At 70.3% G+C, this 25,297-nt stretch carries 25 protein-coding genes and 1 tRNA gene; 9 read left to right on the forward strand and 17 right to left on the reverse strand.

The features are described from left to right. Positions 1-25 precede the first annotated feature (25 nt). Together QFW80_RS05960 and katG are read left to right on the forward strand one after the other, a co-directional pair. Positions 26-1,249, forward strand: a complete 1,224-nt coding sequence (locus tag QFW80_RS05960) for a BaiN/RdsA family NAD(P)/FAD-dependent oxidoreductase (protein ID WP_280600519.1) — start codon at positions 26-28, stop codon at positions 1,247-1,249. 120 nt (positions 1,250-1,369) lie between these two features. Next, a complete protein-coding gene (gene katG / locus QFW80_RS05965; protein WP_280600520.1) occupies positions 1,370-3,628 on the forward strand; it encodes a catalase/peroxidase HPI in 2,259 nt (752 codons plus the stop codon). A 229-nt stretch (positions 3,629-3,857) separates the two neighbouring features. On the opposite strand, the gene QFW80_RS05970 is transcribed toward katG, so the two are convergent. The 8 genes from QFW80_RS05970 to ffh all read right to left on the reverse strand — a co-directional run bounded on the left by QFW80_RS05970 (position 3,858) and on the right by ffh (position 10,350). After that, positions 3,858-4,265: an RNA-binding S4 domain-containing protein gene (locus QFW80_RS05970; protein WP_280600643.1), complete on the reverse strand. Its 408-nt coding sequence runs from the start codon at positions 4,263-4,265 to the stop codon at positions 3,858-3,860. A 228-nt stretch (positions 4,266-4,493) separates the two neighbouring features. Further along, positions 4,494-4,901, reverse strand: coding sequence for a 50S ribosomal protein L19 (gene rplS / locus QFW80_RS05975; RefSeq protein ID WP_280600521.1), 408 nt, complete (start codon positions 4,899-4,901; stop codon positions 4,494-4,496). 276 nt (positions 4,902-5,177) lie between these two features. Beyond that, positions 5,178-5,927, reverse strand: a complete 750-nt coding sequence (gene trmD, locus QFW80_RS05980) for a tRNA (guanosine(37)-N1)-methyltransferase TrmD (RefSeq protein ID WP_280600523.1) — start codon at positions 5,925-5,927, stop codon at positions 5,178-5,180. A gap of 3 nt (positions 5,928-5,930) precedes the next feature. Then, a complete protein-coding gene (gene rimM, locus QFW80_RS05985; protein ID WP_280600525.1) occupies positions 5,931-6,443 on the reverse strand; it encodes a ribosome maturation factor RimM in 513 nt (170 codons plus the stop codon). 35 nt (positions 6,444-6,478) lie between these two features. After that, complete coding sequence (gene rpsP, locus QFW80_RS05990) at positions 6,479-6,739, reverse strand: 30S ribosomal protein S16 (protein ID WP_149104264.1); 261 nt, start codon at positions 6,737-6,739, stop codon at positions 6,479-6,481. Between the two features lie 228 nt (positions 6,740-6,967). Further along, complete coding sequence (locus QFW80_RS05995; RefSeq protein ID WP_280600526.1) at positions 6,968-7,765, reverse strand: aminotransferase class IV family protein; 798 nt, start codon at positions 7,763-7,765, stop codon at positions 6,968-6,970. A gap of 26 nt (positions 7,766-7,791) precedes the next feature. Beyond that, positions 7,792-8,454, reverse strand: a complete 663-nt coding sequence (locus QFW80_RS06000) for a hypothetical protein (protein WP_280600527.1) — start codon at positions 8,452-8,454, stop codon at positions 7,792-7,794. Positions 8,455-8,982: 528 nt separating this feature from the next. After that, the gene (gene ffh / locus QFW80_RS06005; protein WP_280600528.1) at positions 8,983-10,350 is read right to left on the reverse strand and encodes a signal recognition particle protein; all 1,368 of its coding nucleotides are present in this window, start codon (positions 10,348-10,350) and stop codon (positions 8,983-8,985) included. A 158-nt stretch (positions 10,351-10,508) separates the two neighbouring features. On the opposite strand from ffh, the gene QFW80_RS06010 reads away from it, so the two are divergent. Together QFW80_RS06010 and QFW80_RS06015 are read left to right on the forward strand one after the other, a co-directional pair. Beyond that, positions 10,509-11,297: a cytochrome C assembly family protein gene (locus tag QFW80_RS06010; protein WP_280600529.1), complete on the forward strand. Its 789-nt coding sequence runs from the start codon at positions 10,509-10,511 to the stop codon at positions 11,295-11,297. A gap of 114 nt (positions 11,298-11,411) precedes the next feature. Beyond that, positions 11,412-12,596, forward strand: coding sequence for a PLP-dependent cysteine synthase family protein (locus QFW80_RS06015; RefSeq protein ID WP_280600530.1), 1,185 nt, complete (start codon positions 11,412-11,414; stop codon positions 12,594-12,596). A gap of 45 nt (positions 12,597-12,641) precedes the next feature. Here QFW80_RS06015 and QFW80_RS06020 read toward each other — a convergent pair whose 3' ends face one another. Continuing rightward, complete coding sequence (locus tag QFW80_RS06020) at positions 12,642-13,541, reverse strand: aspartyl/asparaginyl beta-hydroxylase domain-containing protein (protein ID WP_280600531.1); 900 nt, start codon at positions 13,539-13,541, stop codon at positions 12,642-12,644. 12 nt (positions 13,542-13,553) lie between these two features. Then, the gene (gene radA / locus QFW80_RS06025; RefSeq protein ID WP_280600532.1) at positions 13,554-14,939 is read right to left on the reverse strand and encodes a DNA repair protein RadA; all 1,386 of its coding nucleotides are present in this window, start codon (positions 14,937-14,939) and stop codon (positions 13,554-13,556) included. A gap of 100 nt (positions 14,940-15,039) precedes the next feature. Between radA and QFW80_RS06030 the strand changes: the two genes are divergently transcribed. Further along, on the forward strand, positions 15,040-16,722 hold the full coding sequence (locus QFW80_RS06030; protein WP_280600533.1) for an FAD-dependent oxidoreductase: 1,683 nt from the start codon (positions 15,040-15,042) through the stop codon (positions 16,720-16,722). Positions 16,723-16,792: 70 nt separating this feature from the next. Further along, positions 16,793-16,868, forward strand: a tRNA-Thr gene (locus QFW80_RS06035). Positions 16,869-17,070: 202 nt separating this feature from the next. Here QFW80_RS06035 and QFW80_RS06040 read toward each other — a convergent pair. Continuing rightward, positions 17,071-17,337: a hypothetical protein gene (locus QFW80_RS06040; protein WP_280600534.1), complete on the reverse strand. Its 267-nt coding sequence runs from the start codon at positions 17,335-17,337 to the stop codon at positions 17,071-17,073. A gap of 326 nt (positions 17,338-17,663) precedes the next feature. Between QFW80_RS06040 and QFW80_RS06045 the strand changes: the two genes are divergently transcribed. The 3 genes from QFW80_RS06045 to QFW80_RS06055 are packed head-to-tail and all read left to right on the forward strand — an operon-like array spanning position 17,664 to position 18,487. Continuing rightward, positions 17,664-17,972: a YkgJ family cysteine cluster protein gene (locus QFW80_RS06045; protein WP_280600536.1), complete on the forward strand. Its 309-nt coding sequence runs from the start codon at positions 17,664-17,666 to the stop codon at positions 17,970-17,972. 11 nt (positions 17,973-17,983) lie between these two features. Beyond that, positions 17,984-18,244 (forward strand): hypothetical protein, encoded by a 261-nt coding sequence (locus QFW80_RS06050; RefSeq protein ID WP_280600538.1) that lies wholly within the window; start codon positions 17,984-17,986, stop codon positions 18,242-18,244. 21 nt (positions 18,245-18,265) lie between these two features. Further along, positions 18,266-18,487 (forward strand): hypothetical protein, encoded by a 222-nt coding sequence (locus tag QFW80_RS06055; RefSeq protein WP_280600540.1) that lies wholly within the window; start codon positions 18,266-18,268, stop codon positions 18,485-18,487. 140 nt (positions 18,488-18,627) lie between these two features. Here the strand turns inward: QFW80_RS06055 and ispH are convergent, their stop codons facing one another. The 6 genes from ispH to ileS form a co-directional block, all read right to left on the reverse strand. Further along, positions 18,628-19,578, reverse strand: a complete 951-nt coding sequence (gene ispH / locus QFW80_RS06060) for a 4-hydroxy-3-methylbut-2-enyl diphosphate reductase (protein ID WP_280600542.1) — start codon at positions 19,576-19,578, stop codon at positions 18,628-18,630. 92 nt (positions 19,579-19,670) lie between these two features. After that, positions 19,671-19,928 carry a DUF3325 family protein gene (locus tag QFW80_RS06065; protein ID WP_280600544.1) on the reverse strand — a complete coding sequence of 86 codons (258 nt, stop codon included), beginning with the start codon at positions 19,926-19,928 and terminating at the stop codon, positions 19,671-19,673. Between the two features lies 1 nt (position 19,929). Next, the gene (locus QFW80_RS06070; RefSeq protein WP_280600546.1) at positions 19,930-21,498 is read right to left on the reverse strand and encodes a PepSY-associated TM helix domain-containing protein; all 1,569 of its coding nucleotides are present in this window, start codon (positions 21,496-21,498) and stop codon (positions 19,930-19,932) included. A gap of 25 nt (positions 21,499-21,523) precedes the next feature. Further along, positions 21,524-21,856 carry a DUF3649 domain-containing protein gene (locus QFW80_RS06075; protein ID WP_280600547.1) on the reverse strand — a complete coding sequence of 111 codons (333 nt, stop codon included), beginning with the start codon at positions 21,854-21,856 and terminating at the stop codon, positions 21,524-21,526. A 94-nt stretch (positions 21,857-21,950) separates the two neighbouring features. Continuing rightward, a complete protein-coding gene (lspA, locus tag QFW80_RS06080) occupies positions 21,951-22,472 on the reverse strand; it encodes a signal peptidase II (protein ID WP_280600548.1) in 522 nt (173 codons plus the stop codon). Next, entirely contained in the window at positions 22,463-25,243 is a 2,781-nt protein-coding gene (gene ileS, locus QFW80_RS06085; RefSeq protein WP_280600645.1) for an isoleucine--tRNA ligase, read from the reverse strand. Before ileS ends, lspA begins: the two co-directional genes overlap by 10 nt. Positions 25,244-25,297 lie beyond the last annotated feature (54 nt).

Here is a 25,297-nt window from a genome sequence, read left to right on the forward strand (position 1 = left end):
GCGGCGCCGTCGCGGCCGCGCGACCGTGACCGTCACCCAGCACGCACCTGGCGGGGAGGCCACGCACCTCACCGATGCGGACGTGGTTGTGCTCGGCGCCGGCGCGGCCGGACTGATGTGCGCCATCGCCGCTGGCGCGCGCGGTCGGCGCGTGCTGGTGCTGGATCACGCCAACAAGGTCGGCAAGAAGATCCTGATGTCCGGCGGCGGGCGCTGCAACTTCACCAATACCGGCACCACGCCGGCCAACTTCCTCTCGGTCAACCCGCACTTCTGCAAGTCGGCGCTGGCGCGCTACACGCCGGCGGACTTCATCGCCATGGTCGAGCGCCACGGCATCGCCTACCACGAGAAGGAACTCGGGCAGCTGTTCTGCGACGAGTCTTCGAAGCAGATCGTGCGCATGCTGCTGGACGAGGCCGCGGCGGTCGGCGCGCAGGTGCGGACGCACTGCGCGATCGACGCGGTGGAGCCTGTCGGCGAACGACATTTCCGCCTGCGCACGTCGCAGGGCACGCTCGACTGCGGCGCGCTGGTGGTGGCGACCGGCGGGCTGTCGATTCCGAGCATGGGCGCCAGCGGGTTCGGCTACCAGCTCGCGCGCCAGTTCGGCCACGAGGTGCTCGCCACGCGCGCGGGCCTGGTGCCGCTGACGCTCTCGGGCCGCCCCCTGGAGCGGCTGCAGGACCTGGCCGGCCTGTCGCTGCAGGTCGAAGCAGGCTGCAACGGCGCATCATTCCGCAACGCGATGCTCGTCACCCACCGCGGCCTGAGCGGCCCGGCCATCCTGCAGATCTCCTCCTACTGGCAACCGGGCGACGACCTGCGGATCGACCTGCTGCCGGGCGAAGACGCGAACGCCTGGCTGGCGGCGCGCCAGCGCGCGCGTGGCGAGGCCGAATTGCGCACGGTGCTGGGCGACGTGCTGCCGCGCCGCTTCGCCCAGCGCCTGTGCGAGGCCTGGCTGCCCAGCCGGCCGATGAAGCAGTACACGCCGGCGCAGCTGCGCGAGGTGGCCGCCACCCTCGCCGCCTGGCCGGTGGTGCCCAGCGGCACCGAGGGTTACCGCACCGCGGAAGTCACCCTGGGCGGCGTGGACACCGCGGGGCTGTCGTCGTCGACGATGATGTCGCGCCACGTGCCCGGCCTGCATTTCATCGGCGAGGTGGTCGATGTCACCGGTTGGCTGGGCGGCTACAACTTCCAGTGGGCCTGGGCGTCCGGGCACGCCGCCGGCCAGGCGGTCTGAGCCCGGAGCGCCGGCTCTTTCGATAGCCAGGATCTATTTCGACTTTCGCATCAGTCGATTTCATCTATCCGTGACGCCAGCGTAAGGTGGACCCGACTTCCACCCGCCAGGAGCGCCACCATGTCGACCGAAACCCAGGGCAAGTGCCCCTTTCACGCCACCGCCGGAGGCGGCACCGGCAATCGCGACTGGTGGCCCACGCAGCTGCGGCTGGACCTGCTCAACCAGCACTCCAGCCGTTCCAACCCGCTCGACCCGGACTTCGACTACGCCGAGGCGTTCGGCAAGCTCGACTACCACGCGCTGAAGAAGGACCTGCGCGACCTGATGACCGATTCCCAGGACTGGTGGCCGGCGGACTTCGGCCATTACGGGGGCCTCATGGTACGCATGGCCTGGCACAGTGCCGGCACCTACCGCATCCAGGACGGTCGCGGCGGTGGCGGCCGCGGCCAGCAGCGCTTCGCCCCGCTCAACAGCTGGCCCGACAACGTCAGCCTGGACAAGGCGCGGCGCCTGTTGTGGCCGATCAAGCAGAAGTACGGGCAGGCGATCTCCTGGGCCGACCTGATGATCCTGGCCGGCAACGTGGCGCTGGAGACGATGGGCTTCCGCACCTTCGGCTTCGGCGGCGGCCGCGAGGACACCTGGGAACCCGACCAGGATGTGTACTGGGGCCGCGAGACCACGTGGCTCGGTGGCGACGTGCGCTACGCGCATGGCTCCGAAGGCGTCGAGAAGCCGGGCGACGAAGGCGTGCTGGTGTCCGATGACGATGCCGACGGCGACGTGCATTCACGCCGGCTGGAAAATCCGCTCGCGGCGGTGCAGATGGGCCTGATCTACGTGAACCCGGAAGGTCCCGACGGCAACCCCGACCCGCTGCTGGCGGCGAAGGACATCCGCGACACCTTCGGCCGCATGGCCATGGACGACGAGGAGACCGTGGCCCTGATCGCCGGCGGCCACTCGTTCGGCAAGACCCACGGCGCCGCGCCTGCGGACAACGTCGGCGCCGAGCCCGAAGGATCGGACCTGGAGCTGCAGGGCTTCGGCTGGCACAACCGCTACGGCAGCGGCAAGGGCCCCGACACCATCACCTCGGGCCTCGAAGTCACCTGGACCCAGACGCCCGCGCTGTGGAGCAACAAGTTCTTCGAGAACCTGTTCGGCTTCGAGTGGGAGCTGGAGAAGTCCCCGGCCGGCGCCCACCAGTGGGTGGCCAAGGACGCACCCGAGACCATCCCCGACGCCTACGACCCGGCGAAGAAGCACCGCCCGCGCATGCTCACCACCGACCTGTCGCTGCGCTTCGATCCGGTCTACGGCCCGATCTCGCGCCGGTTCCTGGAGAACCCGCAGGCGTTCGCCGATGCCTTCGCACGCGCCTGGTTCAAGCTCACCCATCGCGACATGGGCCCGCGCGCGCGCTACCTGGGGCCGGAGGTGCCGAAGGAAGAGCTCGTGTGGCAGGACCCGGTGCCGGCGGTGGACCATCCGCTGGTGGAAGCCGCCGAGATCGACGCCCTGAAGCGGAAGATCGCCGACGCCGGCCTGAGCGTCGCCGAGCTGGTGTCCACCGCCTGGGCTTCGGCGTCGACCTTCCGCGGCGGCGACAAGCGCGGCGGCGCCAACGGCGCGCGCATCCGCCTGTCGCCGCAGAAGGACTGGGAAGTGAACCAGCCGGCGCAGTTGGGCAAGGTGCTCGCCGCGCTCGAGCGCATCCAGTCCGACTTCAACCGCGACGCGCCCGGCGGAAAGAAAGTCTCGCTGGCCGACCTGATCGTGCTCGCCGGCGGCGTCGGCGTGGAGCAGGCGGCGAAGGCGGCCGGAGTGGAGGTCGAGGTGCCGTTCAGCCCCGGCCGTACCGACGCGCGCCAGGACCAGACCGACGTCGAATCGTTCGCGGTGCTCGAACCCTGGGCCGATGGTTTCCGCAACTACACCCGCGGCCATTCGAAGGTACCGGCCGAGCACCTGCTGGTCGACCGTGCCCAGCTGCTCACGCTCACCGCGCCGGAAATGACCGCCCTGGTCGGCGGGCTGCGCGTGCTCGGCGCCAACCATGGCGGCGCCTCGCACGGCGTACTCACCGACCGCCCCGGCGTGCTGAGCAACGACTTCTTCCGCAACCTGCTGGACATGGGCACGCAGTGGCAGCCGGTGTCGAAGGACGCCGAGGTGTTCGAAGGCCGCGACCGCAGTTCCGGCGCGAAGAAGTGGACCGGCACCCGCGTCGACCTGGTGTTCGGCTCCAACGCCGTACTGCGCGCGCTGGCCGAGGTCTACGCCAGCGCCGACGGCCAGGACAAGCTGGTGCGCGACTTTGTGGCGGCCTGGCACAAGGTGATGGAGCTGGACCGGTTCGACCTGCGCTGAGCCGGCGCAGGCAGGCGTGGGACATCGGCGCGTCCGCATGTCCCGGGCAGGTTGGTGAAACGCACCGCCCACCGAGGTGCACGCCCTGTCCGCGCGCCGTGTTGCCGCGCAGGGCCCTACCGCAGCCTGTGGAAGCACGTCGTTGCGGGACGGCGCATGCCCTTCACCCACGTCCCACGTGAGTGGAGACGCACTGGCTCCGCACCGCCGGGGACTGACCGAGCCCCGCTCAGCTGGCGTCGATATCGCCCAGCGCGCGGATCAGCCGGCGCGCGCGCTTGTCCGGCTTGGATTCCGGCGGGCGGAAGCCGTTGCGCTCGGCCCGGGCCAGCGCGCGTGCCGCCTCGCGCGCTTCACGCGATGCCTCGGATTCGGCATACATCGCCTGCGCCGCCGCCGCCGGACCACGCACGTCCGACAACGCATGCACCTGGATCTCGAAGAATTCGCCCGCGCGTTCGATGCGCATCGCATCGCCGATCCGGACGGTGCGGGCGGGCTTGGCCCGCTGTCCGCCCACTGCGACCTTCCCGGTGTCGATCGCCTGCCGCGCCAGCGCGCGCGTGCGGAAGAACCGCGCGGCCCACAGCCACACATCGAGCCGGACGGTTGGCGCGGGGGGCGACACGTCGTTCATGGCGAAGGATTGTAGTCGCGGCGCTCTGGCGCACGTCCTTGCGTGCCCGGCCTCACGGACGCCCGGCTCGCAAGGGCGGCATGGCTGGACGGCGCCCGCCATCGCGCCGGGCACTGCACGCCGTAGCGTCCGCTCGCGCCCGCATGGAGGGCGCCGCTGCACCGGTGATCGCCCCGAAACGCGAACGGCCGCCCGGGGGCGGCCGTCGTGAACGTGCGCGGCGCCTGCTTACTCGGCTGCCGCCGCCGCTGCCGCCTTCGCCTTGGAGTGCGCGGACAGGTCTTCCTTGATGCGCGCCTTCTTGCCTTCCAGGCCACGCAGGTAGTACAGCTTGCCGGCGCGGACCTTGCCGCGACGCTTGACCTCGACCGACTCGATCGTGGCGCTGTGGCTCTGGAACACGCGCTCGACGCCGTAGCCGTGCGAGATCTTGCGCACGGTGAACGACGAGTTGAGGCCGGCGTTCTTCTTGCCGATCACCACGCCCTCGTACGCCTGCACGCGCTCGCGGTTGCCTTCCTTCACCTTGACGTTGACGATCACGGTGTCGCCGGGGCCGAAGTCGGGAAGCTTGCGCTGCGCCTGTTCGGTCTCGAACTGCTGCAGCAGGGTGTTCAGGGACGGCTTGGTGGTCATGTCGGTATCTCGCTGGAGCCTGTTGGAGTCGTTGTAGGCGTGGTGCACGTGGACGCACGCTCTCGGCAATGCCTGCCTGTGGCAGGTCAGCCGCGCATGATAACGGGAAATCAGGCCCCCGGCCACCCGCGACCCGCGTCGCCCGGGTAAGCGAAGCGCATCCGGGGCCCGTCGCCCCGAGCGACCGCTCCTGGTCTCCGGGTCGGCCCGGCGACCCGGACATCGCACGGCCCGCCCAGCCGCCGGCCCGCCTCCACCGGTGCCGAACCGCCCGCCTCAGCCGGCTGGATCGCCGTCGGTCGCCTGCGCCTCCAGCCAGCGGGCCTCCTCCGCGCTCAGCCCGGCCGCGGCCAGCAGGTCGGGCCGGCGCGCGCGCGTGCGTAGCAGCGCCTGGCGGCGGCGCCAGCGCGCGATCTCGGCGTGGTTGCCCGACAGCAGCACCTCCGGCACGGTGCCGAGCGCGTGCTCCACCGGCCGGGTGTAGTGCGGGCAGTCCAGCAGGCCGTCGCCTTCGAAGCTGTCCTGGACGGCCGAATCGGCGTCGTTGAGGGCGCCGTCCTGCAGCCGCGCGACCGCGTCCACCACCACCGCCGCGGCCAGTTCGCCGCCCGAGAGCACGTAGTCGCCGATCGACAGCTCCTCGTCCACCTCGGCCGCCAGCAGCCGCTCGTCGACGCCCTCGTAGCGCCCGCACAGCAGGATGATCCGCGACTCCGCCGCCAGCTCGCGCACCCGCGCCTGGGTCAGCGGCCGGCCCTGGGGGCTGAGGTAGATCACCCGCGCGGGGGCCGGATCGGCGGCGCGGGCCGCGGCGATCGCCGCCCGCAGGGGGTCGATCAGCATCACCATCCCGGGCCCGCCCCCGAAGGGCCGGTCGTCGACCCGGCGATAGTTGCCGTCCGCGTAGTCGCGCGGATTCCAGCCCTGCATGGAGAGCAGTCCGCGCTCCTGTGCGCGGCCGACCACGCCGAAACCGGCGCACTGGGCCACGAATTCGGGAAACAGGCTGACGACGTCGATCCGCATCGCTCAGAAGTCCGCGTCCCAGTCCACCGTCACCACCCCGGCGTCGAAATCCACCGAGGTGACGTAGTCCGGTTCGATGAACGGGATCATCCGCTCGCGCTCGCCGCGGGCGACCAGCACGTCGTTGGCGCCGGTGGAGAACAGGTGCGACACCGTGCCGAAATCGATGCCGGCCGTGTTCACCACGCGCAGGCCTTCGAGGTCGACCCAGTAGTACTCGCCCGGCTTCGGCGGCGGCAGCGCGCCGCGCGGCACCCACAGCTCGCTGCCGCGCAGGGCTTCGGCCGCGTCACGGTCGTCCACGCCGGGCAGCTGCAGCACGATGCCCTTGGCGGTGCTGCGCCCGCGCCCGCCGTCGAGTTCGCGCTCGCGGCCCTGCGCGTCGCGCAGCACCCAGGGCCGGTAGCGGAAGACCGCCTCCGGCGGATCGCTGAAGGATTCGAGCTTGAGCTCGCCACGCACGCCGAACGCGCCGTGGATCCTGCCCATCAGGATGCGGCGCGTCGGGTCGTTCATCTCGGCAGGTGGCCGCGCCGGGGCGCGGCCCGGTATCAGGCGGCCGGAGCGGCGGCCTTGGCGGCTTCGCGGTACAGGTTGCGGACCTTGTCGGTCAGCTGCGCGCCCTGCGAAACCCAGTGGTCGACACGCGCGGTATCCAGCACGATGCGCTGCTCGGCGCCCTGGGCGACGGGGTTGTAGTAGCCCACGCGCTCGATGTTGCGGCCGTCGCGCGCGCTGCGCGAGTCGGTGACGATAATGTGGTAGAAGGGGCGCTTCTTCGCGCCGCCGCGGGTGAGGCGGATCTTGACCATGGTGCGTTCTCGGTGTTGCCCAGTCGCCAGGATGGCGAGGTAAGCCGGACATTATAGGGCATCGCGGCCGGCTCGCCACCCGCCGCCCGGTCAAGCGCGCCCGGTCGGGCCAGTCCGACCCGATCCCGTCTGCGCCGCCAGGACTCGCGCACGTGCGGGGGTGCGCATCGACGTCCCCGTTGCCGGGCGGCGCGACGCCGGCGCGTCTCGCAGGCGTCCTCCGGTGCGCTAGAGCGGCCGCAGCGGCATGGCCCGCACCGCGGCCTGCAGGGACTCCATCAGCACGGGATCGGGCCGCAGCGCGAGGTCGTCGATGCCCGACAGCGGCCAGACACCCGTGGCATTGGCCGCGAAAGCGGCTTTCAGCCCGCCCAGCGCCCGCGCCTCGACCGGCATGTGCCGCTGCGCCACCCCCACCTCCGCCAGCCCGGCCTGCAGCAGTTTCTCCTGCGTGCCGCGCAGCGCCTCGGCCTGCGGCCAGACCACCTGGGCCCCGTCCCAGAAGCCGATGTTCCAGACCGAGCCCTCGCTGATCCGCCCCCTCGCATCGACGAACAGCGCATCGTCGAAGCCGTCGCGCAGCGCCTGCCGCCGCCACTGGAACAGGGGGAAGGTGCCGACATGCTTGATGTGCGGCAGCGGTCGCTGGAACGCGAACGTCTTCACCCAGGCCGGCGTCGCCACCGCCTCGCGCGGCGGCGACAGCGAGACCAGCACGTCGACCGGCACGCTCCGGTCGGGCCGGAGGTAGTCGAACGCGCGCGAGAACACGGTGACGCGCGCACCGGCGTCGTCCACGCCGGCGGCGTCCAGCGCCGCAACGATGCCGGCACGTACCCGCGCCTCGTCGAGCGAGGCGTCGAACAGTTCGCGCGTGGCGGTCTTCAGCCGCTGGAAGTGCAGGTCGAGCCCGCGCACGGCGCGGCCACGCACCTGCATCGAGGTGAAGTGGCCGTAGTTGGTGAGCGCAAGTGCCAGCAGATCTTCGCCGCATGCAAGCGCACCATTGATCCAACTGGCGAACACGGGTGCCGCCGCGCGCGCCTCTTCACTCAAAGCCGGTAATGAATCGTTCCGGTAATCGACCCCGGGATGCCCGCACAACGTTGCTCGAACGTCGCGTACAGCGCGCTGACGGTACCGTCTGATGTCACCGTCATTCGCTTGATATCCAGCTTGCCCGTCGTCGTCCAGCATCGGCTCAGGCCACTGATCGCCATGCCCGCGCGCGTTGCAGTCGGCTCGCTGTTCGTGACGTACTGACCCACTTTGAGACGCTTCCCCAAGGGCGGTGTGATCGACAGCCACCAATTCTGCCGCCTTCCGCTACCGTAATAAGCCAAACCGTAGTCGGGATCACCATAGAGATCGAAGAGACTGGTGTCCCCGTAGAACGACTTTGGCACGCCCTGGGCCAGGAGAGCTCCGTCGAGTGTCAAGGACATCTGAGGAAGCTTCCACCTGATAACCCCGGCCAGTGGCGGCGCATCCGGGGACTCGCAGCGATGTACGAAGTCGGCCTCGAATCCCACCAACTCACCGTCAACATCCTGTTCGATCTGACGGATGTTGAAGCTACCCCAGGTCTGGTTGCAGCCTCGGCCCGGCGCATAGACGGCCAGCCCTGCGGAACGACCGGTCCTGAAAGGCGCGCGCTCGGCGTCCGTGAATCTGCCGGGCGCCAGCCTCTGCCCTTTGGGCACGGCGAACTCCATGTCCCAGCTTCCCTCGCTGGTACTGACAGTGACGGACACGTGTTGCTCTGAGGTTATGTACGCCGAAAAGCTCGCGGTAGCAGGCGTGAAAGATCCAGTCGCCCCCCCTCCCAGCCAATCCCCGTCGACACTGGAATACGCGAACACCGTCTGAGCCTGAACCCCGCCGGCCAGTAACGGTAAAACAAGCAGCGCCACGCGAAGAAAAGCGCCCAGTGGCCTAGCCATCCTTCCATTCCCCTGATCTTCTTCCCCGCCTGAAATCTACGCCCGAGTTCAGGGGATTGCAACACATCGATCGGGGCCGAATCCAAGTGTTCCCAGCACCTCTTGCCCGAAGCCTACAAGCCTCAGGAGCGCGCCCTGGGAGCGCTGTCGCCGAATGATGTGGGCTCCGCGGCAGGCATGTATGAGTCGCCACTCTGCGGGAAATGCAGCCGTCCAGCCTGATGTAAGCGCAACTCGCCAAATCGCTTCCCGCGTTGCGTGCATCATCCGTCGCCGAGACGGAGGCACTCAGGCGTCGCGTCAACGCCTCAGAAACGGCGCTCCGCCCATCATCCCCTGCAGGCCGCGCATCATGCCCTTCATGCCGCCGCGGGCCATCTTGCCCATCATCTTCTCCATCTGCTGGTACTGCTTCATCAGCTTGTTGACGTCGGAAGGATGGGTGCCGGAGCCGGCGGCGATGCGGGCACGGCGCGAGCCGTTGAGCAGGGCCGGATTGCGGCGTTCCTTCTTCGTCATCGAGTTGATGATGGCGATCATGCGCGGCACTTCCTTGCCCTGCTGCACCTGCTGCTTGAGGTGCTCGGGCACCTGGCCCAGGCCGGGCAGCTTCTCCATCAGGCTGCCGATGCCGCCCATGCTCTGCATCTGCTCGAGCTGGTCGCGCATGTCGTTGAGGTCGAACTTCTTGCCCTTGGCGACCTTCTCGGCCAGCTTCTGCGCCTTGTCCTTGTCGACCTGCTGTTCGACCTGCTCCACCAGCGACAGCACGTCGCCCATGTCGAGGATGCGGCTGGCGACGCGGTCGGGGTGGAACACGTCCAGGCCGTCGGTCTTCTCGCTGGTGCCGATGAACTTGATCGGGCGCCCGGTGATGTAGCGCACCGACAGCGCGGCGCCGCCACGGGCGTCGCCGTCGGTCTTGGTCAGCACCACGCCGGTGAGCGGCAGCGCCTCGTGGAAGGCCTTGGCCGTGTTGGCCGCGTCCTGGCCGGTCATCGAGTCGACCACGAACAGGGTTTCGGCCGGGTTCACCGCGGCGTGCAGGGCCTTGATCTCGGCCATCATCGCCTCGTCGATGGCGAGGCGGCCAGCGGTGTCGACCAGCAGCACGTCGACGAACGACTTCTTCGCATCGGCGATCGCCGCGCGCACGATGTCCACCGGCTGCTGGCCGGCGTCGGACGGGAAGAACAGTACGCCGGTCTGGGTGGCCAGCGTGCGCAGCTGCTCGATGGCTGCCGGACGGTAGACGTCGGCGCTGACCACCATCACCTTCTTCTTGCGCTTGTCCTTCAGCAGCTTCGCCAGCTTGCCCACGGTGGTGGTCTTGCCCGCACCCTGCAGGCCCGCCATCAGGATCACCGCCGGAGCCGGGACGTTGAGGTTGAGCTCGGTCGCCTGGGCGCCCATCACCGCCGCCAGCTCGTCGCGCACCACCTTGATCAGCGCCTGGCCGGGGGTCAGCGACTTGAGCACTTCCTGGCCGACCGCGCGCACCTTGATCCGCTCGACCAGCGCCTGCACCACGGGCAGCGCGACATCGGCCTCGAGCAGCGCGATGCGGACCTCGCGGGTGGCCTCGCGGATGTTCTCCTCGGTCAGCCGGCCGCGGCCGCGCAGGCGGTCGATGGTCCCGGACAGGCGCTGGGTGAGCGATTCGAACATGGGGCGAACACCGGCGAAAAAGCGATCCGTGATTATAGCGGGCCGCCGTCCGCGGCCGTGGTCCCGCGCCCGCCCGCCGGCCTCTTTCCTGGCACCGGGCGTCCTGCCGAGGCGTCAGGTCCATCGCCGCGCACGCATGGGCGTGCGACACTTCCGCGATGTCAATCGTTCTCATCGCGGCCGCGTTCTACCTGCTGGCCGGCTGGTTGGTGGTGCGCCGCCTGCTGGCCGTGGGCGGGGCCCGCGCCGGCTTCTGGCTGCTGACCGCGCTCAGCGCGGTTGCCCTGCACGCGCTTACCCACGTGCTGGCCTGGCGCCAGGAAGGCGGGCTGGACCTGCACTTCTTCGCCGCGCTGTCGCTGGTAGGGCTGGGCATGTCCGCGCTGACCACCCTGTACGCGGCCGGCGGCCGTCTGGGGGCACTCGGGGTGGTGGTCTACCCGATCGCCGCCGCATCGCTGCTGGCGTACGGCTTCGCCGACAGCCGGGTCGCGCGCGAGCTCGACTGGCGCCTGGAACTGCACGCCTGGCTGGCGCTGCTGGCCTACGCCACGCTCGCCATTGCCGCCCTGCTGGCGATCATGCTCTGGCTGCAGGAACGGGCGCTGCGGCGGCACCAGTTCCGCGGATGGACTCGCGTCCTGCCCCCGCTGACCGAGCTGGAAACGCTGCTGTTCCGTTCGATCGGGGTCGGCTTCGTGCTGCTCTCGGCCACCTTGCTGACCGGCGTGCTGTTCGTGCACGACTTCTTCGCCCAGCGCCTGATGCACAAATCGGTACTCAGTGCGCTGTCGTGGCTGGTGTTCGGTGCGCTGCTCCTGGGCCGGTGGCGCTACGGCTGGCGCGGCACCCGGGCCGTGCGCTGGACGCTGACCGCGATGGCCCTGCTGGTGCTGGCGTTCTTCGGCAGCAAGTTCGTGCTGGAGCTGCTGCTCGGGCGCGCCTGAGCGGGCGCCGAACCGCGCAGCCGCTGGCACAACGGCGCCGCGTGCGATGCGCCGTGGTACCGGACCGGCCGGGATCGACGACAATGTCGGTTCGTCCGCACCCGCCCGACCGCCATGCCCTTCGAGGATCCACCCAGCCGCCTGGCCTGCGCCACGCAACATGCATGGACGGCCGCGGCGATCCGGCGCATCGAGGCGGACTTCAACCGTTCCGCGGACACCCATCTGATCCCGATGTCGCTGCCCGGATTCCCCGGCATCGACGTGTACTTCAAGGACGAATCCAGCCACCCCACCGGCAGCCTCAAGCACCGGCTCGCGCGCTCGCTGTTCCTGTACGCGCTGGCCAACGGCTGGCTGCATGCGGGAAGCACGGTGGTGGAGGCCTCGAGCGGATCGACCGCCGTATCGGAGGCGTACTTCGCACGCCTGCTCGGCCTGCCCTTCGTGGCGGTGATGCCCGCGTCGACCTCGCCGGAGAAGATCGCGGCGATCGAGTTCCACGGCGGCCGCTGCCATCTCGTGCGCAACGCCTGCGACATCGCCGGCGAGTCCGCCCGCCTGGCGCGCGAGGCGGGCGGGCACTTCATGGACCAGTTCACCTACGCCGAACGCGCGACCGACTGGCGCGCCAACAACAACATCGCCGAGTCGATCTTCCGGCAGATGGAGCAGGAACCGCATCCGGTACCGGCGTGGATCGTGTGCAGTGCCGGCACCGGCGGCACCAGCGCGACGATCGGGCGCTACGCGCGCTACCGCGGGCTGCCCACCCGCGTGCTGTGCGCCGATCCCGAGCACTCCGCCTTCCACGCCCATTACGCCGCCCTCGCCGCGGGCCAGCCGCCGCCGACGGCGGCGGCCCCGGCCTCGCGCATCGAGGGCATCGGCCGGCCCACCGCCGAGGCCAGCTTCATCGCCGGCTGCGTGGACGCGATGGTCAAGGTGCCGGACGCGCTGAGCCTGGCGGCGATGCGCTACGTCAACGCCCGGCTCGGCCGCCGCGTGGGCGGCTCCACCGGCACCAATGTCGTCGGCGTGCTGGCGGTCGCGCACGGCATGCGCGCACGCGGCGATACCGGATCGATCGTCACCATCCTGTGCGACGGCGGCGAGCGCTACGCGCACAGCTACTACGACCCGGACTGGTACCGCGCGCAGGGGATCGAGGTCGACGGGGCAGACGCCATCATCACCCGCGCGGCCAGCGGCACCGCAGCCCTACCGGGACTGCAGCCGGTCTCGCGTCACGGCGATCCAATCCGCCATGATCCGCCGAGGCCTGCGATCCCGGCGTAGGGCGCGCTACCGACGCTGCCTCGAGCAATCCGCATACGGGTTGGGCTATCCAGCCGCTGCAAGGGCCTTGCGCACGATGTCGAGCGCCTGGATCGCGTACGCAAGCGCTGCTACTTCCGCTGACTCGAGCATCGGATGGACGATGTCGAAGATCAACACCGTCCGTGGCCGTCCCGACCGATTCGCGGCCGAGTGCAGGAACGAGTCGTCGAACACCAGGAAATCATCGTGCGGCCAACCGCGCGTGACTCCCGCAACAGTGATCGAGCAACCCTCGGGCGGAATGTCCACCGGCAGATGTACGGTCAGCTTGATGTTCGACAAGCCGAAATGTTCCGGCAGCACGACGCCCGGCGCCAGTCTGGAGACGAAGCACTCCGGCGCATGGGGTGGAAACTGGGCCAACGGTGCCGCGCCAAGCAGACTCGCAGTCAACGGCAATCCGGACAGCGGTGAATTCACCGGGTCGCCACCGCCCAGCAGATGGATCGACGACCAGTCTGCACGCCCAGCCAGGCCTTGCCAGCGCGCGTCGCGCTCAGCCTCCTGCCCGACGTAAGGACGCATAGACTGACCGTTGGAAAATGCCGCCAGTTCACAGCGCACATCCGGGATACGCTCGCGCAGTGCCGCCAAGGTGGAGAGCGCCCCCGGATCGAACCATGGAACAGGAGGTAGCCCGGGGTAATACAGGAAGTCTGGCTGCTGCAGATGTGAGCGATAGGCCGCTGGCAAGCCGCCGAGATAGACATCCAGCCACTGACGGAAGCGGGGATGCTCCGCACGACGCAGGAGGTGCCGGTATAACGCCCGGCCAACGGCTACGCCATCAGGGTTACCGTCGCAGGCCAGCGCGTCTGCACAGGCTTCTCGAAGCGCCTCGAGCGAATCCGAAGCGGATATTCGCTCGTCGAGAGTCGCGCTAGACATTTCGGTCGCCTCCATCGAAGAACGGTCTCACAACCCTGCCTCCAGCGCGTCCGCCAGCCGCTCCACGGCGATCACCTCCATCCCCTTCCAGCTCGAGCGACCGCCCTTGGGCGCGTTGGCCTTCGGCACGATCGCGCGCAGGAAGCCGTGGGTGGCGGCCTCTTTAAGCCGCTCCTCGCCGTTGGGCACGGGGCGGATCTCGCCCGACAGGCCGACCTCGCCGAACGCGATCGTCTTCTCGGGCAGCGGCGTGTCGCGCAGCGACGAGAGCACGGACAGCAGCACCGGCAGGTCGGCCGCGGTTTCCTGCACGCGGATGCCGCCGACCACGTTGACGAACACGTCCTGGTCGCCGGTCATGATGCCGCCGTGCCGGTGCAGCACCGCCAGCAGCATCGCCAGCCGGTTGCCTTCCAGCCCCACCGCCACCCGGCGCGGATTGGACAGCGGCGAGGCATCCACCAGCGCCTGCACCTCCACCAGCAGCGGGCGCGTGCCTTCGCGCGTGACCATCACGCAGCTGCCCGGCTGCTGCGCGCTGCCGCCGGAGAGGAAGATCGCCGACGGGTTCGGCACCTCCTTCAGGCCCTTGTCGCCCATCGCGAACACGCCCAGCTCGTTGACCGCGCCGAAGCGGTTCTTGAACGCGCGCAGCACCCGGAAGCGGCTGCCCGAATCGCCCTCGAAGTACAGCACCGCGTCGACCATGTGTTCGAGCACGCGCGGCCCGGCGATGCCGCCTTCCTTGGTGACGTGGCCGACCAGGAACACCGCGGTCCCGGTTTCCTTGGCGTAGCGCACCAGGCGCGCGGCACTCTCGCGGACCTGGCTGACCGAACCGGGGGCGGCGGTGAGCGATTCGGTCCACAGCGTCTGCACCGAGTCGGCCACGATGATGCGCGGGCGCAGTTGGGCGGCCTGCTCGAGGATGCGTTCGATGCCGGTTTCGGCCAGCGCGTCGACGCCGTCCACCGGCAGTCCGAGCCGCGCCGCGCGCCCGGCCACCTGCGCCAGCGATTCCTCGCCGGTGACGTACAGGCCGGGCAGGGTCGCGGCCATCGACGCCACCGCCTGCAGCAGCAGCGTCGACTTGCCGATACCCGGGTCGCCGCCCACCAGCACCACCGCGCCCTGCACCAGCCCGCCGCCGAGTACGCGGTCGAACTCGCCGATGCCGGTCGACACGCGCACGTCCTCGCCCTGCTGCACGTCGCGGAGCGCGGTGACCTTCGGCGGATCGACCTTGCCGGCCCAGCTGCCGCGGCGCGACGCGGGCGATTTCGCCGCCGCGACGGTCTCCAGCACGATCTCCGACAGCGTGTCCCAGGCGCCGCACGCGCCGCACTGGCCCTGCCACTTGCTGAAGTCGGCGCCGCATTCGCTGCACACGTAGGCTGTCCGGGCCTTGGCCATATTTCCGTAGATGCCTTCTGATCCGGCCCACAGCGTACCCAAGTCCCGTCTACGGGGTTGAGACGGCGGGCCATGCGCGCGAGAGGCCCAGGACCCCAGGATGATCGAAGACTTCCGTTCCGCCACCTGCCCCACCGATCTGGTGGCGGACGTCTGCATCATCGGCGCCGGGCCTGCCGGCATCAGCCTGGCGATGGAACTGGCCGGCACGCCCTGGACGGTGTGCCTGGTGGAAGGCGGGGGCCTGGGCAGCGAGGCCGCCAGCCAGGCATTGAACGAGGGCGAGTCGGTGGGTCCGCACCCGTTCGACCCCGCGCACAGCCGTTTGCGCGCGCTGGGCGGCGCAAGTCGGCTCTGGGGGGGCGGCTGCATCCCGCTCAGCGCGATCGAGATGGCACCCCGCGACTGGCTGCCGGACAGCGGATGGCCGATCGGCTGGGAGGAGCTGGCGCCCTACTACGCCCGCGCCAACCAGGCCTGCCGGGTGGAGCCGGGCGACTTCGCCGACGGCAGCTACCGCCTGCGCGAAGCCCTCCGCGACAGCCACGCCCCGCCGCCGCACCTGGAGCATCGCACCAGCCGCGTCAGCCCGCTCGATTTCGGCCGGGCGCACCTCGACACCCTGCGCGCGACGCCCGGCATCCAGCTGCTGCTGCACGCCAACGTGCTGCGGCTCGACGCCACCGGCAACGCCGACGCGGTCACCCGGGCGCAGATCGGCAGCCTCGACGGACGCCGCGGAACGGTCAGCGCCCGCTGCTTCGTGCTCGCCACCGGCGGGATCGAGAACGCGCGCCTGATGCTGCTGTCGGACGACGTCGCCCCGCACGGACTCGGCAACGAGCGCGACCTGGTCGGCCGCTACTTCATGGACCATCCGCGCTGCCGGCTGGGCACCTTCCGCGGCGGCCGCATGGACCAGCTGGCGCGTCTCTACAGCCGGCCGATCGACCAGGCCAGCAGCCCCGCCTACCACCAGCTCAGCCTGTCCGACGATGCGCAGCGGCAGCACCGGCTGTTCAGCGCGCGCGCGCGTCCCTTCGCGATCGAACGCACTCCGCCCACCGGCCTGTCCTCGCTGCGGGCATTGCGCGCGTCGCTCCGGCGCCCCGCGCAGCCGGATGACGAAGGCAGCCGGGTCGAGGAATCGCTGCTCGAGGCCCTGGCCCAGGACCTGCCCGAGCAGGTCGCCGCACCGTGGCGCGGCACCAGCCGCGGCCGCCTGGCCCTGCGCACCGCGCTCAACGCGCGCCACGTGCTGGATGCCGGCCGGCGCAAGCTGGCGCGGCGCGCCGTGGTCGACACCGACCGGGTGGAGATGGTCGGCTACTTCGAACAGGCGCCCAACCGCGACAGCCGCATCCGCCTGTCCGACCGGCGCGACGCCCTGGGCCTGCGCAAGGTGCAGGTGGACTGGCGCATGTCCGCCACGGACGATGCCAACATCCGCGCCACGTCCGAGCTCATCGGCCGCGACGTGGCAGCGCACTTCGACTGCGAATTCGAACCGGCCGACTGGTTGCGCGACCCCGCCGCGACCCCGCTGCTGCACGGCACCGCACACCACATGGGCACCACGCGCATGGCCGATTCGCCCACCGATGGCGTGGTCGACCGCCAGTGCCGGGTGCACGGCGTCGACAACCTGTACGTGGCGGGCAGTTCGGTGTTCCCCACCGGCGGCTGGAGCTTCCCGACCCTGACCATCGTCGCGCTGGCGCTGCGGATCAGCGACGAACTCCGCGCGCGGCTGCCGGACCTGCAGATGCTGGCGATGCTGTAGCGGCCCTGCCCGCCCGGCCGGGCGGCCCTTTGACCGGGCGCCCCTGTGCACCCTAGAATCTGCGACCCTCGCCGGAATAGCTCAGTTGGTAGAGCGGCGCATTCGTAATGCGTAGGTCGTAGGTTCGATTCCTATTTCCGGCACCAGTTTCGATCCCGGCCGCCACGTCTCCGGCGGACGCGGCGGATCCGCTTCCCGATCACCGATGCCCGCGCCTGAAGCGCGGGCATCGTCGTTCCGGGCAGGTGCCCTGCGCGGGGATCGCCGAGGTATCCGCCGGGCGCAGGCCATATGGTTTGACGGCGCCTGGCGCGGATGGCGGCCCGTCGGCGCCGGACCGGTCGCCGCTCACCGGTACACCGGGCTCACGGATGCGTTGAGACTGGCGGACTCGAGCAGCGCGCGCAGGCGCATTTCCACGCCGTGCAGGTCCTTCAGCTGCCGCGGCGCGTACAGCGTGTAGACCGGCCGGCCCTCGCGATGCGATTCCTTGCGGTCGACACCGACGTCGCGCGTGCCGCACGCCTGTCGCCACAGTGCGGTGAGGGCAGCCGGGCCGATGCTGCGGTCGCCGGCAAGCGTGAATGTGAACATCGCGACCTGATCGCTGGCCATGGCGCACTCCTGTTTGGCGTTCGAGTATGCGCCCACCGCCACGCGCGTGGGCCAGCGCGTTCACGGCAGAGGTTCGACGCTTCGCGTAGGATGCAGGCGTCTGAACGCTGTTTCGTGCGCGCGCCCGACGGTCGCCATCTTCGCGCGCTGCGCCTGTCTCCACGCGTTGCATCCACGTCCCGACGTGGGCGATGCCGCTGCCGGAGCGTCATGTCCATCCGCCCGTTGCGTTCCACCGCCGCCCCTGGGTCGCTCCGCGACCCGTACGGGCGCGTGGCGGCCTTGGTTCGTGCGCAGCCGCCCATGTCACGGGGGCGGCCGGCGCGATGAGCAGCGCTGGCGAAGCGATCCTGTGCGAGCGCTGCGATGCGGTCTGCTGCCGCCTGACCGTGGTGCTGCAGGACGGCGATCGCGTCGCGCCGCACCTGACCACCTGGCGCGACGGCCTGCACGTGATGGCGCGCGACGAGGAGGGCTGGTGCGTGGCGCTGGATTCCGCGCGCATGCGCTGCGGCTGCTACGAATCGCGCCCGGACGTCTGCCGCCGGTTCGCGATGGCCGGCCCGTACTGCCTCGAGCTGCGCGCCGACTACAGCGAACGCATGCGCCGCGGCATCCCGCTGCAGCTGCATTGACCGGAGGTTCCATGGCGCCCCGCAAGCCCCGCAGCAACGACACCGCGACGACCGCGATCGCCCCGTCGGGCACGACCCACCTGTTCACCCAGCGCGAGCGCAAGCGGCCACCGGCGATGAGCAGCGAACGGATCGCGGACGACCTGGCCGCCTTCCGCGAGGCGGGCGGGCGGATCGAGGTGCTCGGCACCACCCGCTCGCTGAAGAAGATCGGCGTCCAGGACGCCGACGAGGGCGCAGCGCCCACCAGATCCACCAAACCCGTCCCCTGAGCATACGAGGAGTCACCCACATTGGCGAAGATCAACTACGGATTCGAGAAGCGCCAGCGCGAACTGGCGAAGAAGCGCAAGCAGGAAGCGAAGGATGCCCGCAAGCGCGAGGCGCGCGAATCGGCCGTGACGCCTGACACCACGCCGGACCAGGCGCTGCCCGAGCCGCCACCGGCAGAGACGCCGGCCACCGTCGAAGACGGCACGCCCGCGCCACGCGTCCATCGGCGGCCGTCCTCCTGACGGCACCATGCGGCGGGCCACGCGCGCCGTCCATGCGCTGACGCGCGGATGGCCATGCGTCCATTGGCCGCGCGCCGTCCGGGGCCGCGCGCGACGCGTTCGCCGCCGCTGCCTTGCCGCAGCGGGCGTGCGCCCTCCGCTCAGTCCACCAGTTGCAGCCGCAGTTCCTTGGGCAGGGCGAACACCATGCTTTCGGGTTCGCCGTGCAGTTCGCGCACGGGCCCGGCGCCGAGTTCGCGCAAGCGCGCCAGCACCCCCTGCACCAGCACATCGGGCGCCGACGCACCGGCGGTCACTCCGATATGCCGGCGACCGGATACCCATTCCGGATCGATCTCGGCGGCGCCGTCGATCAGGTAGGCTTCCACGCCATCGCGTTCGGCCAGCTCGCGCAGACGGTTGGAGTTCGAACTGTTCGGCGACCCCACCACCAGCACGAGGTCGCACTGCTGCGCGAGTTCGCGCACCGCGTCCTGCCGGTTCTGGGTGGCGTAGCAGATATCGTCGTTCTTCGGCCCCTGCATGGCCGGAAAGCGTGCGCGCAGCGCGTCGATGATGCCGCGGGTGTCGTCCACCGACAGCGTGGTCTGGGTGGTGTAGGCGAGGTTCTCCGGCTGGCCGGGCTCCAGCCAGGCCACGTCTTCCAGGTCTTCGACCAGGTAGATGTGGCCGGCGCCGCACTCCGCCTTCCACTGCCCCATCGTGCCCTCGACCTCCGGATGACCGGCGTGTCCGATCAGCACCACGTCGCGTCCGGCGCGGCAGTGGCGTGCCACCTCGAAGTGCACCTTGGTCACCAGCGGGCAGGTGGCGTCGAACACCTTCAGCCCGCGCCGCGCCGCCTCCTCGCGCACCGCCTGCGACACGCCGTGCGCGCTGAAGATCACGGTATTGCCGTCCGGCACCTCGTCAAGCTCCTCGACGAAGATCGCGCCGCGGCGCTTGAGGTCCTCGACCACGAAGCGGTTGTGCACCACTTCGTGGCGCACGTAGATCGGCGCGCCGAGCGTCTCGATCGCGCGCTTGACAATCTCGATCGCGCGGTCGACGCCGGCGCAGAAGCCGCGGGGGTTGGCGAGGACGATGTCCATGGCGCGCATTCTAGCGCCGGGCCGGCCAACGCAGGCGCAACGCGCCGTCCCGGCTCCGGGTCGCTCGGCCGCGACGTCCGGCGCGCCGGTGGTCAGCGCGGACGACGCGGGCCGCGGTCAGGGGCCAGCGCGCGCAGCAGCGCGACCGCCAGCGCCGAGAGCATCAGCGCCGCGGTCCAGAACACCGGGCCCTGCTCCCAGCCGATCGCCGCCACGTAGCCAGCCAGGCTGGCCAGGAACCCCGCCGACGCGCCGATGCGCAGCGCGCGGCGACGGGACGCCGGGGCTGCCATCGCCACGGCCAGCGACCACCATCCGGCCAGCAGCAGGAGCGTCGAGAATGCGAGCATCTCAGGCCCCTCCGTCGGCGACGACCGTCCGGTTGGCGCGAACGTGCGCCTGCGCCTGCGCCTGCGCCGCGAGCGGCGCGGGACGCCGCGCGGCCTTGCGCGCCAGGGCGGCGAACGCGAGCGCGAAGCCGGTCGCGACCAGGTCCACCGCCGCCAGCGCCCAGTCGCCGCGCGCAAGCGTGGCAACGAGGTGGCTCTGCGGCGCAGTGGCGAAGTTGGCCACCGGGATCGCGACCATGGCCAGCGCCGTGGCCGCGAACAGGTCGCGCCAGCCATGGCCCTGGCGATCGCGCACCGCGCCCCAGGCGGCCGCGGCGATCCAGGCCAGCGCGAAGGCACCGACTTCGGCGCCCGCGCGATCGTCCAGCGAGGCCGGCAGCACGCGGTTGGCGACCAGCATTGCCGCACAGGCGAACGGCATCCCGCCGACCACGCCGACGTTGAGCGCGCGCACCAGGCCGTAGCCGCTCGCGATGCCCGCCGCGGCCACCCGCTGCTCGCGCTTGCGCACCCACACCTGCATGCCGGTAGCCAGCATCATGCAGCCGGCCAGCCCGAGCACGAAGTACAGCCAGCGCAGCGGCGCGCCGCCGAACTGCGCCATGTGCAGCCCGCCGAGGAACGCGTAGGTGTCGTAGCCGGCGGTGGCGGGCGTGGACTGGTGCACGAACGCGCCGGTGGCCGCGTCGTAGTGCACCTGCTGCATGTCCCAGGCGACGCGGCGCGAATGATCGGTGCCGAAGGCGATCGTGGCGCTGGCGTCGGCCGGGTGGTGGATCGAGGCCCACTCCACCGGCGCGCCCATGCGCTCGCGCGCATCGGCCACCAAGGCATCGACCGAATGCAGCGACGCGAGCGGCCGGCCGACCTCCGGACGCTCGTAGAAACCGCCGGCCTCCTCGTAGAACTTCTCGACGTCGCCGCCGTAGGATGCCTGGGTGCCGCCAAAGATGTAGCTGGCGGCGAAGATCGCCACGCCGGTGTAGGCGATCATCAGGTGGAACGGCAGGCCGAGCACGCCGGCGAGGTTGTGGCCGTCCAGCCACGCCCGCTGTCCGCCGCCGCGCCAGCGCAGCATGAAGAAGTCCTTGAAGATCTTCTTGTGGGTGATCACGCCGGCCACCAGCGCGACCATCATCAGCATGCCGGTGAGCCCGACCAGGTACATGCCCCACAGCCCGGCATGCAGGTCGTAATGCAGCTGGAAGAAGAACTGCCCGGGGCCGGACGCCGGCAGTTCCGCCCCGTCGCGCGGATCGAGCAGCACTTCGCCCTGGCTGCCGTCGTCGTTGTACCAGAACGCTTCCATGCCGCGCTTGCGGTCGCCGGACACGTGCGCCCACCACACATGCGCATCCGGCGCCTGCGCGCGCACGCGCGCGAACGCGTCATCGAAGCGCGTCGGCGGGGTCTCGCGCATGTCGTGCAGCGACGGACGCGCCCAGTCGTCGATCTCCCGGTCGAAACACGCCAGCGTGCCGCCGACGAAGATCACGAACAGCAGCCAGCCGGCGATCAGCCCCGACCAGGTGTGGAGCCAGGCCATCGCCTGGCGCAGCGAGTTCTTCATCGCGGAAGTCCGGTTGCGTGAGCGGTCATGGCCTGAGCGCCTGCTCGGCCAGCAGGCTGGCCAGGCCCAGCATCGCCAATCCCAGCGCCAGCGGCAGGCCGACCGCGCGCTTCCAGTCGCGCGCGCCGAAGGCGTATATCGCGGCCGCGCACCAGACCGGGAACGCCAGCAGCGCCCCGGCCACCACCCGGTCCGGGCGCGAGAACGGCAGGATCGAAGCGCCCAGCGCCGAGAACGCGTGGGCGAGGAAGTAGCCGCCGAACACGGCGGCAAGCGTGCGCACGAGCACCTGCGCGGCATGGCGCCAGCCGCCGGACGCGCGCTTGGGCCGTGATCGGGAAAGGGCTTGGGTCGACATCGGATCCGGTGGAGCAGGCCGGAGCGCCCGGCGGATCGCGATAGGTTAAATGAGATCCATTAGCAGGCGCAAATGCGCACCATCCCCATCGTCGTCACGGGCGCTCCCTGGCTCCCGCCCCGAGCACGCCAAACAGCGCGATCCCGATCGCACCGCCCACCACCGCGCAGTCGGCGATGTTGAAGGCCGGCCAGTAGTAGTCCTTCCAGTGCCACTGGATGAAGTCGACCACGTGCCCGTGCAGCTGGCGGTCGATGATGTTGCCCAGCGCGCCGCCGATCACCAGCGCGAACGGCAGCGCCGTGCGCCAGTCGCGGCGGGGCGTCTTCCACAGCCAGAATGCCAGCAGCGCGCTGATCCCGACCCCCAGCACGGTGAAGAACCATTTCTGCCAGCCACCGGCGCCGGCCAGGAAACTGAAGGCGGCGCCGGTGTTGTAGGTGCGGTACCAGTTCCAGAATCCGTCGATCACCGGGATCGGGGTGTACTCGGGCAGGCTGGTCAGCACCCACCACTTGGTGAGCTGGTCGAGCACGATCACCACGGCCGACAGCAGCAGCCAGACGAGCGCGTCCGGGCGCGGCCGCGGCGACGACGATGCAGGCGTCAGAACCATCGGCGCTCCTCCCCCGGGCCTTCGATGTTGGACACGCAGCGTCCGCACAGCTGCGGATGGCCGGCGTGCGTCCCCACGTCGCCGCGGCGCTGCCAGCAGCGCACGCACTTGGGCTTGGTGGTCGGCGTGGCGACGATGCGCGAGCCTTCGCCATCCCAGGGCAGCACGGTGACGTCGCCGCTGATCAGCAGGAAGCGCAGCTCGTCCACCAGCGGCGCGACGCGGATGTGGTCGGCGGTGCCGGCATGCAGCTGGATCTCGGCATCCAGCGCCGCCCCGATCTCGCCGCTGGCGCGCATCGGTTCGAGCACCTTGGCCACCTGCTCGCGCAGCGCCAGCAGGCGGTCGAAATCGTTCGCGCCCAGCGCTGCATCGGCCGGCAGCGGCGCGAGGCCGTCGTACCAGGTGGCGAACAGCACGTTGCCCTCGCGCTCGCCGGGCAGGTAGCCCCACAGCTCGTCGGCGGTGAAGCTGAGCACCGGCGCGATCCAGCGCACGAACGCCTCGCTGATCCGGTACATCGCGCTCTGCGCGCTGCGCCGGCCACGCGAATCCTCAGGCATCGTGTACAGCCGGTCCTTGGTGACGTCGAGGTACAGCGAGCCGAGGTCGACGCTGCAGAAGTTCAGCAGCGCCTGCACGATCTCGGCGAAGTCGTAACGCTCGTACGCGGCCTTGATCTTCTCCTGCAGCTCGAACGCGCGGTGCACGATCCAGCGGTCGAGCGCGACCATGTCGTCGAGCGGACGCAGGTCGCGCGCCGGATCGAAGCCGTTGAGGTTGCCCAGCAGGAAACGCGCGGTATTGCGGATGCGGCGGTAGGCGTCGGCGTTGCGCTTGAGGATCTCCTGCGACAGCGACATCTCGTTGCTGTAGTCGGCGCTGGCGATCCACAGGCGCAGGATGTCCGCGCCCAGCGTCTTCATGATGTCCTGCGGCTCGATGCCGTTGCCCAGCGACTTGGACATCTTGCGGCCGTGCTCGTCCACGGTGAAGCCGTGGGTCAGGCACTGCCGGTACGGCGCCGCCTTGTCGATGGCCACGCCGGTCAGCAGCGACGACTGGAACCAGCCGCGATGCTGGTCGGAGCCCTCGAGATACAGGTCGGCCGGCTTGCCGAGACCGCGTTCGAGCAGCACGCCCTCGTGGGTCACGCCGGAATCGAACCAGACGTCGAGGATGTCGGTGATCTTGTCGTAGTCCCCGGCCTCGTCGCCCAGCAGCTCGGCGGCGTCGAGCGAATACCACACGTCCACCCCGCCCTGCTCCACGCGGTCGGCGACCGCGCGCATCAGTTCGGTGCTGCGCGGATGCGGCTCGCCGGTCTCGCGGTGCACGAACAGCGCCAGCGGCACGCCCCAGGTGCGCTGGCGCGAGATCGTCCAGTCCGGCCGTCCTTCCACCATGCCGGCCATGCGCGCCTTGCCCCAGGCCGGATACCAGCGCACGGTCTCGATCGCCGCCAGCGCGTCGGCGCGCAGGTCGGCCTGCTGCATCGAGATGAACCATTGCGGCGTGGCCCGGAACGCGATCGGCGTCTTGTGCCGCCAGCAGTGCGGATAGCTGTGCTCCACCCGGCTGGCGGCGAGCAGCGTGCCGTCGCGGCGCAGCGCTTCGACGATCACGTCGTTGGCCTTCCAGATGTGCAGGCCGGCCAGTCCGGTGCCGTGCGCGGCCGGCGTGGACGGCAGGTACACGCCGCGGCCGTCGACGGGATTGATCTGGGAGGCGCTGTAGCGGTCGATCAGCCCGTACTGGCGCGCGACGGCGTAGTCCTCCTGGCCGTGCCCGGGCGCGGTGTGCACCGCGCCGGTGCCGTCATCGGCCGAGACGTGGTCGCCCAGCAGGATCGGGATGTCGCGTTCGTCGTAGAACGGATGCGCGAACAGCATGCCCTCGAGGCGCTCGCCGGTCGTGCGGCCGAGCACCTTGGGCGACTCGATGCCGTAGCGCGCGAGCGCCGGGCCGACCAGGGCATCGGCCAGCACCAGCCAGCGCGCGCGGCCGTCGTGCGGCGGGCCTTCGACGAGCGCGTACTCCAGCTCGGCACCGAGCGAGATCGCGAGCGAGGCCGGCAGCGTCCAGGGCGTGGTGGTCCAGATCGGCACCGCGACCTCGACGTCCTCCGGCACTTCCACGCCGAACCGGCGCGCCACCGCCTGCGGGCTGCGCGCGGCATAGGCGACGTCGATCGCGGGCGAGACCTTGTCGGCGTATTCGATCTCGGCCTCGGCCAGCGCCGAACCGCAGTCGAAACACCAGTGCACCGGCTTCACGCCGCGCGTCAGGTGGCCGTTGTCCACGATCTTGGCCAGCGCCCGGATCTCGTTGGCCTCGAAGCGGAAATCGAGCGTCTTGTAGGGGTTGTCCCAGTCGCCCAGCACGCCGAGGCGCTTGAAGTCCCTGCGCTGCAGTTCGATCTGCGACTCGGCGTACTCGCGGCATTTCTGCCGGAACTCGACCGCGTCGAGCTTCACCCCGACCTTGCCGTACTTCTTCTCGATCGCGATCTCGATCGGCAAGCCGTGGCAGTCCCAGCCCGGCACGTAGGGCGCGTCGAAGCCCGCCAGGTACTTCGACTTGACGATGATGTCCTTGAGGATCTTGTTGACCGCGTGGCCCAAGTGGATCGCGCCGTTGGCATACGGCGGACCGTCGTGCAGCACGAACAGCGGGCGACCGGCCGCATTCGCGCGCAGCTGCGCGTACAGGTCGTCCTTCTCCCAGCGCTCGAGGATGCCCGGCTCGCGCCTGGGCAGGTCGCCGCGCATCAGGAACTCCGTTGCGGGCAGCAGGATCGTGGACTTGTAGCGCTGGCTGTCGTC

It is taken from the genome of Luteimonas rhizosphaericola, from assembly GCF_029888045.1.
GTDB lineage: Bacteria > Pseudomonadota > Gammaproteobacteria > Xanthomonadales > Xanthomonadaceae > Luteimonas > Luteimonas rhizosphaericola.

Excerpts from the sequence above, each read along its gene's own strand:
- QFW80_RS05970 (WP_280600643.1), bottom strand. The coding sequence starts at position 4,265 with ATGAACGACGTGTCGCCCCCCGCGCCAACCGTCCGGCTCGATGTGTGG.
- rplS (WP_280600521.1), bottom strand. The coding sequence starts at position 4,901 with ATGACCACCAAGCCGTCCCTGAACACCCTGCTGCAGCAGTTCGAGACC.
- QFW80_RS06015 (WP_280600530.1), top strand. The coding sequence starts at position 11,412 with ATGCCCTTCGAGGATCCACCCAGCCGCCTGGCCTGCGCCACGCAACAT.
- rimM (WP_280600525.1), bottom strand. The coding sequence starts at position 6,443 with ATGAACGACCCGACGCGCCGCATCCTGATGGGCAGGATCCACGGCGCG.
- QFW80_RS06020 (WP_280600531.1), bottom strand. The coding sequence starts at position 13,541 with ATGGAGGCGACCGAAATGTCTAGCGCGACTCTCGACGAGCGAATATCC.
- ispH (WP_280600542.1), bottom strand. The coding sequence starts at position 19,578 with ATGGACATCGTCCTCGCCAACCCCCGCGGCTTCTGCGCCGGCGTCGAC.
- QFW80_RS06045 (WP_280600536.1), top strand. The coding sequence starts at position 17,664 with ATGAGCAGCGCTGGCGAAGCGATCCTGTGCGAGCGCTGCGATGCGGTC.
- QFW80_RS06070 (WP_280600546.1), bottom strand. The coding sequence starts at position 21,498 with ATGAAGAACTCGCTGCGCCAGGCGATGGCCTGGCTCCACACCTGGTCG.
- radA (WP_280600532.1), bottom strand. The coding sequence starts at position 14,939 with ATGGCCAAGGCCCGGACAGCCTACGTGTGCAGCGAATGCGGCGCCGAC.
- lspA (WP_280600548.1), bottom strand. The coding sequence starts at position 22,472 with ATGGTTCTGACGCCTGCATCGTCGTCGCCGCGGCCGCGCCCGGACGCG.
- trmD (WP_280600523.1), bottom strand. The coding sequence starts at position 5,927 with ATGCGGATCGACGTCGTCAGCCTGTTTCCCGAATTCGTGGCCCAGTGC.
- QFW80_RS06010 (WP_280600529.1), top strand. The coding sequence starts at position 10,509 with ATGTCAATCGTTCTCATCGCGGCCGCGTTCTACCTGCTGGCCGGCTGG.
- ffh (WP_280600528.1), bottom strand. The coding sequence starts at position 10,350 with ATGTTCGAATCGCTCACCCAGCGCCTGTCCGGGACCATCGACCGCCTG.
- ileS (WP_280600645.1), bottom strand. The coding sequence starts at position 25,243 with ATGCGCGGCGACCTGCCCAGGCGCGAGCCGGGCATCCTCGAGCGCTGG.
- QFW80_RS06065 (WP_280600544.1), bottom strand. The coding sequence starts at position 19,928 with ATGCTCGCATTCTCGACGCTCCTGCTGCTGGCCGGATGGTGGTCGCTG.
- katG (WP_280600520.1), top strand. The coding sequence starts at position 1,370 with ATGTCGACCGAAACCCAGGGCAAGTGCCCCTTTCACGCCACCGCCGGA.
- QFW80_RS06040 (WP_280600534.1), bottom strand. The coding sequence starts at position 17,337 with ATGGCCAGCGATCAGGTCGCGATGTTCACATTCACGCTTGCCGGCGAC.
- QFW80_RS06030 (WP_280600533.1), top strand. The coding sequence starts at position 15,040 with ATGATCGAAGACTTCCGTTCCGCCACCTGCCCCACCGATCTGGTGGCG.
- QFW80_RS06050 (WP_280600538.1), top strand. The coding sequence starts at position 17,984 with ATGGCGCCCCGCAAGCCCCGCAGCAACGACACCGCGACGACCGCGATC.
- rpsP (WP_149104264.1), bottom strand. The coding sequence starts at position 6,739 with ATGGTCAAGATCCGCCTCACCCGCGGCGGCGCGAAGAAGCGCCCCTTC.
- QFW80_RS06000 (WP_280600527.1), bottom strand. The coding sequence starts at position 8,454 with ATGGAGTTCGCCGTGCCCAAAGGGCAGAGGCTGGCGCCCGGCAGATTC.
- QFW80_RS06075 (WP_280600547.1), bottom strand. The coding sequence starts at position 21,856 with ATGTCGACCCAAGCCCTTTCCCGATCACGGCCCAAGCGCGCGTCCGGC.